The following is a 14,054-nucleotide window of genomic DNA, read 5'->3' as shown; positions in this document are numbered from 1 at the left end:
GCGCGTTAACTTCCCCGCATGCTGCGTCGATCCGGTGAGTACGGCACGCCGAGGTCACCTGGCGGCGGCCGTGACCCGCACCGCGTCCGGCTGCTCGCCCTCGTGGGCGCCGTCGCGTGCGCCGTCCTCCTGCCGCTGGCGGTGGCGTCGGCGGGTTCCGTACGGGACGAACGGCGGGGCGCGCCCGCGGGCCCCCCGCCCGGCGACGCCGCACGTCCCGGGGCGCGCGACGACGGGAAGGCGCCCGTCGGCGGCCCCGGAAGACCACAGGCGCCCGCGGTGCCGGCCGAATCCCCGGGGCTCGGCCTCGGCGGCGGCACCGCCGTCCGCTGCGGACCCGAACTCACCTCACCCGACGGGATCGAGGCACAGACCTGCATCCTGGCCCAGGGTGCCGACACCTGGGCGCGCACCTACTACCGCAACGCGACCGGCGACGCGCTGACCGCCGTCCTGAGCCTCATGGGGCCCGCGGGCCGCGCCGTCCGGATGCACTGCGCCGTCGGCGCCGAGGACGCGCCGGCGATGTGCGAGACGCCCAGGGAGCCGGCCCGCGACGGACTGGCGGCCTACACGGCGGTCACGGAGTTCGCCGGACGCGGCGGGAGCGGGCCGCTGCTGCTGCGGTCCGGAAGCAACTCGCCTCTGCAGAACGGCAGTTGAAAGTCGGCTGCGGTCCGTGAGGAACCGCGGACATGAAAAGACCCGGTTGCTGGCGACGGGGGATGCACCAGCAACCGGGCTACTGGAACGGTAACAAGAGATCGGCTGTTCGCAAATTCGATCTCTGCTTTTCCAGTCACCGACTAGCGTGTCTTCACCGGGAGTTGTGACCAGAGTCACCGCGAACACGGTCGGCGCGGCGTCCCGTCAGCTGAGTGTGACCTGCCGGTTGGTGAGGCCGCCCCGCGCCCGGCGCTCGTCCGCGGTGAGCGGCGCGTCGGAGGCCAGCGCCACGGCGAGACGCTCGGCGAACTCGGCGGCCGGCTTCTCCACGTCCTGCGCCGTCATCCCGGTCGGCAGGTCCCAGACCGGGACGGTGAGCCCGTGGGCGCGGAAGGAGCCCACGAGGCGCGTGCCCTCGCCCAGGCTCGACGTGCCCGCCGCGTGCAGCCGCGCGAGCGCGTCCAGCAACTGCTCCTCCGGGTGCGGCATGACCCAGCGCAGGTGGTTCTTCTCCGGCGTCTCGCACCAGTACGCGGCGTCGACGCCCTGCAGCCGGACGGTCGGGATGGCCGCGGCGTTGGCCCGCTCCAGGGAGGCGGTCACGTCCGGCGTCGCGTTCTCCGGGTCGGGGACCCAGAACTCGAAGCCCTCGTGCACGACTGGCTCGAAGGCGCCCTCCGGGTCGAGCACGTCCTGAAGCCGCGGACCGTCGGCCGGGGCGCGGCGGCCCTGCACCGGCGTGCCCGGCTGCGCCTCCAGCGCGCGCCGCAGGGTGTCGGCGAGGTCGCGGCTGATGTCGCCCGACGCCGTGTCGTTCTGCAGGCCGAGCAGCACCGAGCCGTCGTCGCGGCGCAGCGCGGGCCAGGCCATCGGCAGCACCGTGGCCAGCGTGACCGACGGGACGCCCTCGGGCAGGCCGTCCTTCAGGGTCAGCTCGACCGTGGCCGCCGGCACCAGCTCGCGCAGCGCCACCCAGTCGCACTCGCCGGGCAGTCCTTCGAACGGCCGGTGCACCAGCTCGGTCACCGCGTGCGCGGCGGCCCGGCCGTGACAGGCCTTGTAGCGGCGGCCACTGCCGCACGGGCAGGGCTCGCGCGCGCCGACGACCGGGACCTCTCCGTCGGTGAGCTGCGGGCGCTTGGCCTTCGTCTGGGGGCGCTTCTTGGCCATCTTGGGTGTCTCCCGGTTACGGCTCGTCTCGTACGTCGGGAGCCTAGCCGTTCGCGCCATGGCCGACGGGTCCCTGTGGACAACGGGGCGGTGTGGACGACCCGACCGGGCGGCCGGGCGTGCGGCCACCGGTGCTGTGCGGGCGCGGCCGTGTCTCCACCGGCGCTGCGCGGGCGGCCGTGCGCGCGGTCACCGGCTTGCGCGGCCGGGAGCCGGGGTTGCGCTGCGACCGGCGTTGCGCGCGGCCGGGGCTGCGCTGCCACCGGCGTTGCGCGGGGCCAGGCTGTGGTGTCACCGGTGTCGTGCGGGCCGCGACGCACCGGCCCGCGCGGACCGGCACCGTGCTGCCACTGATACCGCCACCGCCACCGCCGTGGCGGCTCGGCCGGTCAGTCCAGGTCGTCGAACGCGTCCGCGAAATCCAGGCCGGGAATCTCCGACACCGAGGGGGCCGTCACGCGCGCGGCGAAGTCGTCGCGGCGGTAACCCGCGTCCGGGTCGTGGACGTCGCCGTGCACGACCACCCATACCGTCACTTCGCCCCGGGCGTCGTCCCGTACGCCCCAGTCGTCGGCCAGCGCGGTGATGATGTTGAGCCCGCGGCCGCCGTGCGCGGTGACCGAGGGCGTGGCCGGAGCCGGGCGGGTCGGACCACCCCCGTCCGTGACCTCCACGATGAGCCGCCCGCTCGCGTCGACGCGCCACGCGGCCCGGACGTCACCGTCACCGGCCAGGGCGTCGCCCAGTGGTCTGCCGTGTTTGCACGCGTTGCTCAACAGCTCCGAAAGGACCAGAACGGCGTCGTCGACGACCGATTCCGCCACGCCACCGCCGCGCAACTGCTCGCGCATCCGGCGTCTTGCTGCCCCCACGCCCGCAGGGCCATGGGGTACGGCCATGCTCGACGACGTGGGCACCTCCTGTGCCACCACCAACGCCACCCCCGAGACCTCCTTCGCCCCACGCCACGGTGTGGATGCCCTTTTGGGTTGTGCCGGAAACCGGTCGATCGCCCTCCGGTGACGCGTTCGCCACGTTCGGACACGGAGGGAACGCGTCGTAGTACTCCCGGTAACCGAATGGCTGGAACGCAGCGGTCCGGATCGGCCCACGCGCGCGTGCCGGGCTCAGCGGCCGAGCCGGTCCAGCACCGCGCGCGGGCGGTTCGTGATGATGGCGTCGACGCCCAGCGCGACGCACACGTCCACGTCCTCGGGCTCGTTCACCGTCCACACGTGCACCTGGTGCCCCGCCTGCTTCAGGCGTTCCACGTACGTGGGGTGGTTGCGCACGATGCGGATCGACGGGCCCGCGATGTCGACGCCCGCGGGCAGCCGTCCGTCGCGCAGCCGGGGCGAGACGAACTGCATGAGGTAGACCGTCGGCAGGTTCGGCGAGGCGGCACGCACGCGGTGCAGCGATCTGGCCGAGAAGCTCATGACGCGCACCGGCGACTCGGCGGCGCTCGCGGGCGTGTCCAGCCCGAAGCGCTTCAGCAGGAGCAGCAGCCGCTCCTCGACCTGGCCCGCCCAGCGCGTGGGGTGCTTGGTCTCCACGGCGAGTTCCACGCGGCGTCCGGCGTCGGCGACGAGTTCGAGCAGTCGCTCCAGGGTGAGGACGGAGGTCGCCTCGCGGTCCTCGGGGCGGTGCTCCCAGTCGGGCTCCTCGTCGCGACCCCGGAAGGCGTCGCGGTGCTTCCAGGAACCGAAGTCCAGGGCGGCGAGGTCGTCGAGCTCCAGCGCGGAGACGGCGCCGCGGCCGTTCGACGTGCGGTTGACGCGGCGGTCGTGGACGCAGACGAGGTGGCCGTCGGCGGTCAGCCGGACGTCGCACTCCAGGGCGTCCGCACCGTCCTCGATCGCCTTCTTGTAGGCGGCCAGCGTGTGTTCGGGGGCGTCTTCCGAGGCTCCGCGGTGGGCGACGACCTGGATCCGGTGCTGTCGTGCGTGGGTCACCGCGTCATGGTGCCACCGCCCGGGGGTAGGCGTGCAGGCGGAGCCGCCGGGCTTGCGTCCTTTTCGTCTGACATGACCTATATAAAGAATGGTCGTGGACCCACAGGTACCGCTTATGGTGCTCTGACGGCCCGTGGGAAAAGCTGACCGCATACAGAAAAGACATGCGCAGCTGAACGCACCGGACCGTCGACCAGCGTGAGCGGGCGCGGCCGAGTGCGACCGAGAAGAACAGCCGTGGATCGAGGAGAGAAGCTGTGAGCACCGAGAACGAGGGCACCGCGGTACCCCCGGCCCCGTCTGCACCTCCCGTGCCGGTGGACGCTCCCGCAGCCTCCCCGCAGGCGGCGGCCCCGGCCGGCGACCCGCCCACGACCCCGATGCCGTCGGCGCCCGCGAACGCTCCCGGCGCACAGGGGCAGCAGGGGGCGCAGACCGACGGCCATGCTCCCGCGTACGCCTCGGCGGGCACGCCGGAGCCGACCGGCTCCCACGGTGCGGAGGGCCATGGCGCCGGACCGCGGGGCTCGGCGCCCGACGCCTCCTGGCCGCCGCCCCCGCCGCCCGGCGGCCCCTACGGCGACGGCGGCCACGGCGGCCAGGGCCCCTACGGCCACGGACCCGGCGGTGCCGGTGGGTCCGGCGGCCCCGGTGGACCTGGCGGCTGGGGAGCCCCGTACCAGCAGCCCGCCCCCAAGTCCGGCCGCGGTCGCGGCGGTGTGGTCGCGGCGATCCTGACCGCGGCGCTGGTCGCGGGCGGCCTGGGCGGCGGCCTCGGCTACACGCTGGCCAAGAACAACGACGAGACGGGCTCCACGACGGTGTCCGCCTCCCAGAGCGGCGGCGACCTCAAGCGCGACCCGGGCACGGTCGCCGCGGTGTCCGCCAAGGCCCTGCCGAGCACGGTCACCATCGAGGCCGAGAGCGACAGCGGCGAGGGCGGCACCGGCACGGGCTTCGTCTTCGACACCCAGGGTCACATCGTCACCAACAACCACGTGGTGGCGGAGGCCGTCGACGGCGGCAAGCTGTCGGCGACCTTCCCGAACGGCAAGAAGTACGACGCCGAGGTCGTCGGCCACGCGCAGGGCTACGACGTCGCCGTCATCAAGCTCAACGACGCGCCGTCCGACCTGAAGCCGCTCACCCTCGGCAACTCCGACAAGGTCGCCGTCGGTGACTCCACGATCGCGATCGGCGCGCCCTTCGGCCTGTCGAACACGGTCACGACGGGCATCATCAGCGCCAAGAACCGCCCGGTCGCCTCCAGCGACGGCACGGGCAGCCAGGCGTCGTACATGAGCGCGCTGCAGACCGACGCGTCGATCAACCCGGGCAACTCCGGCGGCCCGCTGCTGGACGCCCAGGGCAACGTCATCGGGATCAACTCCGCGATCCAGTCCACGAGCAACGGCGGCTTCGGCACCGGTCAGTCCGGCTCGATCGGCCTCGGCTTCGCCATCCCGATCAACCAGGCCAAGTACGTCGCGCAGCAGCTCATCAAGACCGGCAAGCCGGTGTACGCGAAGATCGGCGCGTCCGTCTCCCTGGAGGAGTCGGCGAACGGCGCGAAGATCACCGACCAGGGCGCGGGCGGCTCCGAGGCGGTCGAGCCGGGCGGCCCGGCGGACAAGGCGGGCCTCGAACCCGGCGACGTCATCACCAAGCTCGACGACCGCGTGATCGACAGCGGCCCGACCCTGATCGGCGAGATCTGGACCCACCAGCCCGGCGACAAGGTCCGCATCACCTACGAACGGGACGGCAAGGAGCACACGGTGGACCTCACCCTGGCCTCCCGAGTCGGCGACAGCTGATCCCACCGGCCCCCGCGGACCCGCTACCCTTGACCCGCGCCGCCGATCACGGCCGGCGCGGGGTGGGTTGCCCGAGCGGCCTAAGGGAACGGTCTTGAAAACCGTCGTGGCGCGAGTCACCGTGGGTTCAAATCCCACACCCACCGCACATGTGAACGGCCCCTGACCAGGCGATACGGTCAGGGGCCGTCGTATTGTGGGCTCGGGGGCCGTCGGTGGGACCGTGTTTCGGTTGGCCGGGCAGGGCGTTGCGCAAGCCGGCCTGATACTCGCGGGCCACCGTCGACGGCGGTGCCTTCGAGGACGGTCCTCACGTACTGGAAGCCTCCGTGGCCTCCTCCCAGGTGTGGTGTTCGGCGTGGCCGACGAAGAGACAGCAGCCCTCACCGTCAGGTCCTGGGGCCGCCATTGGACAGTCCGGCAGGGCGACCAGCTCCGCCTCCGTCCTCCCGAGCCAGCGGAGCCACAAGGCAGTTCCGTACTCGTCGAGGTCATCGAGGAAGCCGTAGTGCTCACCGTCGTCGTGAAGGGGCAACTGGCACTGCACGGCACTGTCGACGCAGCTCGACGCCAACCTCTCCTGGGCTTCCCGCAGCAGGGCCACGGGCACCCGGTGCCAGTGCGCGCACCGTGTCACGACTCCGCCCGAGGTGAGCCGGTGAAGCGCGGGGAGAGGTCCGTGCAGCGCGGGCACAGGCACGGCGGAAAGCCGATGGGGTTGTCGAGAAGCACCGGATTCTTGTCCTCTCGTACCTCTGTCACCCGGCCCCAAGTCCGGCCGGAGTCACGGGAGACCCTGAGCGTCATGAGGACTCGCTGCTCAGCACTTGGAGGCGGTGTCGACGCACCGTCTTCCGGTTCGCGCGACGGAGCCTTGCTTCTCGTGACCATGACTGAACTCCTCCGTGAATCCCGCAGCTCGTTCGGGGCAGAACCCAGGAAAGCGCGGGGAAGCGGGGGTCTCCACGGCATCAATGCGGCAGTCTTGGCGCAGGTCCGTGCACGGTGCCGAAGGTGCCGAACCGCGGGAAGGGGGCGCCATGGGACTGGCGGAAGCCGCAGGGCCCTGGGCTACAGTCAGGAAAAGTTGTCCCAGTTACTCGGCGTGGACCGCACGACGGTCGGACGCTGGGAAAGCGGAAAAGTCGCTCCTCAGCCAGTTCAGCGACAGGGCTTGGCCGCTGTGCTCGACATCAGTCTTCGAGAGTTGGACACCCTGCTGAAGCTGCCAGGAGCCGCAGGCCAGCAGACCGCCGGGCACCATCGCAGTGATCCTCCGAGTGCGGGAGACCCCGACGACATGATCCGCCGTGAGTTCCTCCGCATACTCACTGTCAGCGGCGCCCTGTCCGCCTTGCCGGTCGAGGAGGCCGGGCCCTGACCGAGGGCGTTCGTCGGGGAATGCCCGCAGACTTCGCGCGGATGAACAGACACCTCTGGCAGGTGTACCGGCTGGCTCGCTCCAAGGGGTCTGTCCATCCCGTCGTCCGGGATCAGTTGACGACGCTGAACGAGGCTCTGGCAAGCAACAGGGGAAGCGCGCGGTCCTTGCTGAGCGCGGCCGCCGACCTGTTTCAGCTGGCCGGCGAGGTGGCGTTCGACAGCAATCGGTACTCCGAGGCGTCCGCTTCGTACGCGCTTGCCGCGTCGCTCAGCAAGGACGCCGAGGCGTACGACCTGTGGGCATGCGCGCTCGTCCGGCACGCCTACGTCGACATGTCCGAGCAGCGGCATCGGCAGGCCGTCCAGATGCTCGGTGCGGCCGAGCGACTGGCCGACCGAGGGGACAGCAATTACTCGACCCGGCATTGGGTCGCCGCGGTTCAAGCCGAGGCGTACGCCGGTCTTGGCGACCTGGATGCGTGCGAGCGGGCGATGGACCGGGCGGAGGCGGTCCGCGGTCTCAGCGCGGACGGCGCCACCGGTGGCTGGCTCAGGTTCGACGGAGCGCGTCTGACCGAGGAACGGGGGTCCCGCTACGTACAGCTCGGCCGCCTCGACCTGGCGGAGAGCACCCTGAGGGATGCCCTGAAGCAGACGGCCCTGGCGTCCGGACAGTCGTACCGGCGGCGTGGAGCGGTGCTCACCGACCTGGCTGCCATCGGTGTGAAGCGCCGGGACGGCGAACAGGTCGTGGCGTACGGCAGGGAGGCCATCGACCTGGCTCGATCGTCCAGGTCGGGATACGTCGCCCGTAGACTCCGGGCCCTGTGCGACGAGTTCGGCCCCTTGAGCCGTGACCACCGTGTGGCGGAGTTGCGGGCCGAGATCGCCGCTCTGAGTACGCCGTGACGAGAGGGGTTGGGCATGTCGCAGACCGAGGGCGCACGACTGTTCCGGGAAGCCTGGATCGCGGGAGTCAACCAGCACTTCCCGGGAGAGCCGAAGGCCGGTTACGTCACGCCGTGGGACGACACCCCGCAGTGGGAGCGTGAGGCCGCGGGTGCCGTCTATGAGCAGGTACGGCACTTCGTCCAGATCAGCGGTGGCACCACGGCGCGACTGACGCGTGAGCAGAAGGGCCGCTTCGTGGCGACGTGCTGGACGGCCCAGATGTTCAAGCACTTCGACGAGCCGAAGCCGGGGTATGTGGCCGACTGGTCCGAACTGCCGCACTGGCAGCAGGAGACCGATGCCGACATCTTCGAGGCCATCGAGAAGTCACTGAGCTGACCGCACCGCGTCGGCCTGCCAGGTGGTAATCACTGACGAGTGACCGGTCGGTGCGGACAGCGGGACACCGGCCCTCAGTCGAGAGCGTCGGCGACGGACAAGAAAACCCCCGCGCCGAACACGGCCAGGACCACGAGGGTCAGGGTCACCAGCACGCAGCACGACGCGAACGCCGTCGTCACCCAGGCCCGGCCGACCGCGCGGTGGTAGTCCGTGTCGTCGTCCCAGTCGTCCCAGTCGTCCCAGTCGCCCCAGTCGCCCCAGCCGTCCATGCCGCCCCCCTTCCGGCCGGTCACAGCTCGTAGTCCCGGGCCAGGTCCTCCCACGGCACGTCTCTGAGGCCCTCCTCCGCGTCGTGGCCCGACGGGACCTCCGGGGTCGGCTGGAACCAGACGATCGTGAGGCGGGAGCGGTACAGGACCGGGTCGTGGTGGGCCGGGTCGACGGCCGTCGAGTGGAAGGTGCCGACACACGCCACCCGGGGCAGCACCTCCACCGGCCCGAACGCCCCCGCGTACTGGTCCGGATGCTCGCGCGCGGGCGGCACGAGGTGGACCGGCGCGGCCGGCTCGGCGCGTTCCGCCGAGCGCAGCAGGGCGTTGATCCTCATGTCGTTGACCGGCTTGCAGGGGTAGCCCTCCAGCATCCCGCCGTACGTCGAGGACAGCCGGAGCTCCGCGAGGTCGATCGAGCGTCCGGAGGCGAGGACGACGCGGGTGAGCGACATGGTCGGGACTCTACGGCGGTGGTGCATGCGGGTCTTTCGGTGGGGCCGGGAAGCGAGGGCGCGTGCGGTGTGCCTGTGTCAGGGGCGGTGGCCGGTCATGCGGGCCGCCGAGGCGATGGTCGCGCGGGCCTCCCGTTCCGTCAGGCCGGTGTTGAGGGCCGCGTCGACGAGCGGGGCGACCAGCGCGGGGCCGATGCCGTCCTCGTAGGCGCGGCAGGCCGCCCAGAACAGGCGGGTGTTGCGCTGGCCCTCGTGCGCGGCGAGGACGAACTGCACGAGGCCCTGGCCGTGGCTGCCGGCCGGCGCGGAGCCGGGGGGCGCGGTGCCGCGCGCGCGGGGCGTGCGCGGTGGTGGGAGCAGGAGGCGCAGCAGGGCGGGTGGGCAGGTGGCCGGCGGCAGGTGGGCGGTGCCGGGGGCGGCGGTGTAGACGCCGTGGTCGGTGCGGGAGCCGGGGCCGACGAGGTAGCCGCCGGCGCCGCGGATGTCGATGCCGGGGGCGAGCCGGCCGGCGGAGTTGGGGACGACCGCGTCGGGCGGGCCGCTCAGCCACAGGTGCCGGCCGCCGCTGGGGGTCAGGACGACGACCGTGGCGGGGATCGTGAACAGGTGGCGCAGGGCGAGTTCGCGCAGCGCGACCGAGGAGACCGAGGAGACCGAGGAGTCGGTGTCGGACCGCACGTCCAGGTCGATGCCGATGAGGTGGTGCGGGGGCAGGCCGCAGGCGATGCCGTAGCCGGTCGCCCGGGGCGCGGCGGCGAACAGGGCGCGGATGCGGGCGGGGTCGGTGGAGGCGTCGTAGACCCCGTGGCCGAAGCGGCCGCACTCGCCGTGGCAGGGGCCGGCGGCGGGGTCGTCGCGGTGCGGGGAGCGCAGGGCCGGGAGTTTCGTCCGGGACAGGGGGATGACGGCCAGCCCGCGTTCGGCGGCTGACAGGGCGTGTGCGAGGGCCAGCGTCGTGGCCTGCCGGTCGGTGGTGGCCATGCCTCCATGTTCGTACGTGCGTTCGAAAAAGGGAAGGGTGGCTCGCCGGGCGCGGGGAGATACGGCGGTCGACCGGGGGCGTGATGGCGTGGCGCCGCCGTCGTCCCGACAACCGTCCCGCCCCGTGAGGGCGCCCCCGCACCCCCCAAGGGGAAACCCGCAGTACGGCTCGTCCCCTCGTCCACCTTCAGGAGGTGCAGTCGGCCCCGCCCCTACAACCTGAGGGGGAGTTCCCTTCGGGACCTCCGGGCGATCCGCCCGAGTCCCCGCCGCTCATAGCGTTGAGCCATGACCACACTCGTCTGCACCAACGCGTCAGGAGCCGCCGCGCCGGCGACGCGGACCCGCCCGTACCCGTCGTTCTCGTCGTACGTGATGGCCCGCCGCCCGGTGCTGCTGCGGACCGCCCGGTCGCTGACCGCGAACCCGAGCGACGCCGAGGACCTGTTGCAGACGGCGCTCACCAAGACGTACGTCGCCTGGGAGCGCATCGAGGACCATCGCGCGCTGGACGGCTACGTGCGCCGCGCGCTGGTGAACACCCGCACCTCGCAGTGGCGCAAGCGCAAGGTCGACGAGTTCGCGTGCGACGAGCTGCCCGAGCCCGAGCCGCTGCCCGGCCGCGACGACCCGGCGGAGCAGCAGGCGCTGCACGACGCCATGTGGCGGGCGATCATGAAGCTGCCCGCCCGGCAGCGGGCGATGGTCGTCCTCCGGTATTACGAGGACCTCAGCGAGGCCCAGACGGCGGAGGTGCTCGGTGTCTCGGTCGGCACGGTGAAGTCGGCCGTCTCCCGTGCTCTCGGCAAGCTCCGCGACGACCCTGAGCTGGGGCTTGTCCGGCAGTGACGGGTCCGGCGCGGGCGGCCCCGGGGTGAAGAGGGGGATGTGGTGAACTGATCGATCACTCGCCCCTAGTGACATACCACGCGGTATGTGCGCAGAATCAGCCCAACCCTTGCCGCCGCGTAGGCAATGTCGCCCCGGGAGGACACCGTGCTGAGCACGATGCAGGACGTACCGCTGCTGATTTCGAGGATCCTGACGCACGGGTCCACGATCCACGGCACCTCACAGGTGACCACCTGGACCGGCGAGCCGGAACCGCACCGCCGCTCGTTCGCGGACATCGGCGCCCGCGCCGCCCGGCTGGCGCACGCCCTGCGCGAGGACCTCGGCGTCGCGGACGACGACCGTGTCGCGACCCTCATGTGGAACAACGCCGAGCACGTCGAGGCGTACTTCGCGATCCCCTCCATGGGCGCGGTCCTCCACACCCTGAACCTCCGCCTGCCCGCCGAGCAGCTGGCCTGGATCGTGAACCACGCGGCCGACCGCGTCGTGATCGCCAACGGCTCGCTGCTGCCGCTGCTCGCGCCGCTGCTGCCCCACCTGAAGACGATCGAGCACGTCGTCGTCTCCGGTCCGGGCGACCGCTCCCTGCTCGCCGAGGCCACCGTTCAGGTCCATGAGTACGAGGACCTGATCGCGGACAAGCCGACCACGTACGACTGGCCGCAGTTCGACGAGCGCCGCGCCGCCGCCATGTGCTACACCTCCGGCACCACCGGCGACCCCAAGGGCGTCGTCTACAGCCACCGCTCGATCTACCTGCACTCCATGCAGGTCAACATGACCGAGTCGATGGGCCTGACCGACGAGGACACGTCCCTGGTCGTGGTCCCGCAGTTCCACGTGAACGCCTGGGGTCTGCCGCACGCCACCTTCATGACCGGCGTGAACATGCTCATGCCGGACCGTTTCCTCCAGCCGGCCCCGCTCGCCGAGATGATCGAGCGCGTCAGGCCGACCCACGCCGCCGCCGTGCCCACCATCTGGCAGGGCCTCCTCGCCGAGCTCACCGCCCGGCCGCGCGACGTCGCCTCCCTCGCCCAGGTCACCATCGGCGGCTCGGCCTGCCCGCCCGCGCTGATGGAGGCGTTCGACAACCTCGGCATGCGGGTCTGCCACGCGTGGGGCATGACGGAGACGTCCCCGCTCGGCACGGTCGCCCGTCCCCCGGCCCACGCCGTCGGCACGGACGAGGAGTTCGGCTACCGCCTCACCCAGGGCCGCTTCGCCGCCGGTGTCGAGGCCCGCCTCACCGGGCCCGGCGGCGAGCGCCTGCCGTGGGACGGCGAGTCGGCCGGCGAGCTGGAGGTGCGCGGCCCGTGGATCGCGGGCGCCTACTACAACGGCCCCGGCGCCGAACCGCTGCGCCCCGCCGACAAGTTCAGCGAGGACGGCTGGCTGAAGACCGGCGACGTCGGCACCATCAGCCCCGACGGCTTCCTCACGCTCACCGACCGCGCCAAGGACGTCATCAAGTCCGGCGGCGAGTGGATCTCCTCGGTGGAGCTGGAGAACGCCCTCATGGCCCACCCGGACGTCGCCGAGGCCGCCGTGGTCGCCGTCCCCGACGAGAAGTGGGGGGAGCGCCCGCTGGCCACGGTCGTCCTCAAGGAGGGCTCCACCGCCGACTTCGAGACACTGCGCGCCTTCCTCGCCGAGGAGGGGAAGATCGCCAAGTGGCAGCTCCCGGAGCGCTGGTCGATCATCGAGGCGGTCCCGAAGACGAGCGTCGGCAAGTTCGACAAGAAGGTGCTGCGCCGCAAGTACGCGGAGGGGGACCTGGACGTCACCCAGCTGTGACGCGGGAAGTGAGGTGACGGGCGGGGCTCCGAGGGAGCCCCGCCCGTCCCACGTGGTGGACGGCTGCGGAGCCTCCGGCCGCCCCACTGCCTCCCACTGGTTCGATGTACGCGCGCGCGGGACCCTCGTCGGTCGGCGACGTCCGCACCCCGGTGTGGAGCACGCACAGCCTCCGGCAACCGGCAACCGGCAGCCAGCCTCCGGCAACCGGCAGCCAGCCTCCGGCAACCGGCAACCGGCAACCGGCAACCGGCATCCGGCCACCCGTCGCCCGCCGTCAGCCGCCCTCGGTGCGACGACCGGCGACGACCGGCGACGGACGCCGCGCCGTGCGTCAGTTGGTGCCGATGCGGGCGAGCAGGTCGACGATCCGGGCCTGCACCTCCGCGCTGGTGGACCGTTCGGCGAGGAACAGCACCGTCTCGCCCGAGGCCAGCCGCGGCAGGTCGCCCTGGCCGACGGCGGCCGTGTAGACGACCAGCGGCGTGCGGTTGAGCTGCCCGTTCGCGCGCAGCCAGTCGATGATCCCGGCCTGGTGCCGGTGCATCTGCATCAGGTCCAGCACGACGAGGTTCGGCCGGAACTGCGACGCCAGCGTCACCGCGTCCTGGTCGCTCGCCGCGCGCGCCACCTGCATCCCGCGCCGCTCCAGCGTCCCGGTCAGCGCCAGCGCGATCTCCGCGTGCTGTTCGATGAGCAGCACGCGCGGCGGGTGCTGCTCGCTGTCGCGCGGCGCCAGGGCCTTCAGCAGGACGGCGGGATCGGCGCCGTACGCCGCGTCCCGTGACGCCTGTCCGAGCCCCGCCGTGACGAGGACCGGCACCTCGGCCGCGACGGCGGCCTGCCGCAGCGACTGGAGCGCGGTGCGCGTGATCGGCCCGGTCAGCGGGTCCACGAACAGCGCGGCGGGGAAGGCCGCGATCTGCGCGTCGACCTCCTCGCGCGAGTGCACGACGACGGGCCGGTAGCCGCGGTCGCTCAGCGCCTGCTGCGTCGCGACGTCCGGCGCGGGCCACACCAGCAGCCGGCGCGGGTTGTCCAAAGGCTCGGGCGGCAGCTCGTCGTCCATGGGCTGCGGACGCGGCGGATCCGCGACCTCCACCGCACCACCGGGACCGTCCAACGGCTCCGGCCCTTCGGCGGCGTTCTCGTCCGGCGCCCCTATGGCGTACGAACGCCCGGTTCCCTCGGTCCGCCCGGCGAGGGGGGACGACGGGGACTGCCCGGCGGACGCGGGCTGCGCCGGCGGGGCGGACTGCGGGGCGCCCTGCGCCGCCACGGGCTGCTCGCCGGACGGGTGCTGCCGGGCCGCCTGCTCCGGACGCCCGGTGCCCGGGTCGGGCGGCGTCCCCAGCTTGCGCCGCCGACCCGAGGCGCCCGGCTGCTGCGGGCCGGGGGTCGCCGACGGCTGGG

General features: G+C 72.5%; 12 protein-coding genes, 1 tRNA gene and 2 pseudogenes. 7 read left to right on the top strand and 8 right to left on the bottom strand.

Features of this window, described 5'->3' with window-relative positions:
• The first annotated feature begins 18 nt into the window (after positions 1 to 18).
• Entirely contained in the window at positions 19 to 663 is a 645-nt protein-coding gene (locus QC282_RS18355) for a hypothetical protein (protein ID WP_279550549.1), read from the top strand.
• A gap of 207 nt (positions 664 to 870) precedes the next feature.
• Here QC282_RS18355 and QC282_RS18350 read toward each other — a convergent pair whose 3' ends face one another.
• The 3 genes from QC282_RS18350 to QC282_RS18340 all read right to left on the bottom strand — a co-directional run bounded on the left by QC282_RS18350 (position 871) and on the right by QC282_RS18340 (position 3,791).
• Positions 871 to 1,836 (bottom strand): DUF5926 family protein, encoded by a 966-nt coding sequence (locus QC282_RS18350; RefSeq protein WP_279550548.1) that lies wholly within the window; start codon positions 1,834 to 1,836, stop codon positions 871 to 873.
• Positions 1,837 to 2,225: 389 nt separating this feature from the next.
• The gene (locus QC282_RS18345; RefSeq protein WP_336621078.1) at positions 2,226 to 2,777 is read right to left on the bottom strand and encodes an ATP-binding protein; all 552 of its coding nucleotides are present in this window, start codon (positions 2,775 to 2,777) and stop codon (positions 2,226 to 2,228) included.
• Positions 2,778 to 2,963: 186 nt separating this feature from the next.
• Positions 2,964 to 3,791, bottom strand: coding sequence for a glycerophosphodiester phosphodiesterase (locus QC282_RS18340; protein WP_279550547.1), 828 nt, complete (start codon positions 3,789 to 3,791; stop codon positions 2,964 to 2,966).
• A gap of 257 nt (positions 3,792 to 4,048) precedes the next feature.
• On the opposite strand from QC282_RS18340, the gene QC282_RS18335 reads away from it, so the two are divergent.
• Together QC282_RS18335 and QC282_RS18330 are read left to right on the top strand one after the other, a co-directional pair.
• Positions 4,049 to 5,608 carry a S1C family serine protease gene (locus QC282_RS18335; RefSeq protein ID WP_279550546.1) on the top strand — a complete coding sequence of 520 codons (1,560 nt, stop codon included), beginning with the start codon at positions 4,049 to 4,051 and terminating at the stop codon, positions 5,606 to 5,608.
• Positions 5,609 to 5,669: 61 nt separating this feature from the next.
• Positions 5,670 to 5,754, top strand: a tRNA-Ser gene (locus QC282_RS18330).
• Here the strand turns inward: QC282_RS18330 and QC282_RS18325 are convergent.
• A pseudogene (locus QC282_RS18325) lies at positions 5,736 to 5,934 on the bottom strand (hypothetical protein); the annotation flags it as partial. The gene QC282_RS18330 and the pseudogene QC282_RS18325 overlap by 19 nt on opposite strands.
• Before the next feature lie 761 nt (positions 5,935 to 6,695).
• On the opposite strand from QC282_RS18325, the pseudogene QC282_RS18315 reads away from it, so the two are divergent.
• Positions 6,696 to 7,900: pseudogene (locus QC282_RS18315) on the top strand (multiprotein-bridging factor 1 family protein).
• A 15-nt stretch (positions 7,901 to 7,915) separates the two neighbouring features.
• The gene (locus QC282_RS18310; RefSeq protein WP_279550545.1) at positions 7,916 to 8,281 is read left to right on the top strand and encodes a hypothetical protein; all 366 of its coding nucleotides are present in this window, start codon (positions 7,916 to 7,918) and stop codon (positions 8,279 to 8,281) included.
• A gap of 74 nt (positions 8,282 to 8,355) precedes the next feature.
• Here the strand turns inward: QC282_RS18310 and QC282_RS18305 are convergent, their stop codons facing one another.
• From QC282_RS18305 to QC282_RS18295, 3 genes are read right to left on the bottom strand one after another with little or no spacing between them, the layout of a single operon-like run.
• A complete protein-coding gene (locus tag QC282_RS18305; protein WP_279550544.1) occupies positions 8,356 to 8,553 on the bottom strand; it encodes a hypothetical protein in 198 nt (65 codons plus the stop codon).
• 20 nt (positions 8,554 to 8,573) lie between these two features.
• Positions 8,574 to 9,035 carry a hypothetical protein gene (locus tag QC282_RS18300; protein WP_279550543.1) on the bottom strand — a complete coding sequence of 154 codons (462 nt, stop codon included), beginning with the start codon at positions 9,033 to 9,035 and terminating at the stop codon, positions 8,574 to 8,576.
• 51 nt (positions 9,036 to 9,086) lie between these two features.
• On the bottom strand, positions 9,087 to 9,989 hold the full coding sequence (locus QC282_RS18295) for a bifunctional DNA primase/polymerase (protein ID WP_279550542.1): 903 nt from the start codon (positions 9,987 to 9,989) through the stop codon (positions 9,087 to 9,089).
• 288 nt (positions 9,990 to 10,277) lie between these two features.
• Between QC282_RS18295 and QC282_RS18290 the strand changes: the two genes are divergently transcribed.
• Together QC282_RS18290 and QC282_RS18285 are read left to right on the top strand one after the other, a co-directional pair.
• A complete protein-coding gene (locus QC282_RS18290; protein ID WP_279550541.1) occupies positions 10,278 to 10,838 on the top strand; it encodes a SigE family RNA polymerase sigma factor in 561 nt (186 codons plus the stop codon).
• 126 nt (positions 10,839 to 10,964) lie between these two features.
• The gene (locus tag QC282_RS18285) at positions 10,965 to 12,641 is read left to right on the top strand and encodes a long-chain fatty acid--CoA ligase (protein WP_279550540.1); all 1,677 of its coding nucleotides are present in this window, start codon (positions 10,965 to 10,967) and stop codon (positions 12,639 to 12,641) included.
• A 334-nt stretch (positions 12,642 to 12,975) separates the two neighbouring features.
• Here QC282_RS18285 and QC282_RS18280 read toward each other — a convergent pair.
• On the bottom strand, positions 12,976 to 14,054 hold a 1,079-nt coding region (locus tag QC282_RS18280), incomplete at its 5' end, for a response regulator (protein ID WP_279550539.1).

Origin of the sequence: Streptomyces sp. DH24 (assembly GCF_029813775.1) — a bacterium.
Taxonomy (GTDB): Bacteria; Actinomycetota; Actinomycetes; order Streptomycetales; family Streptomycetaceae; genus Streptomyces.
This window is presented reverse-complemented; position numbering and strand designations above follow the sequence as displayed.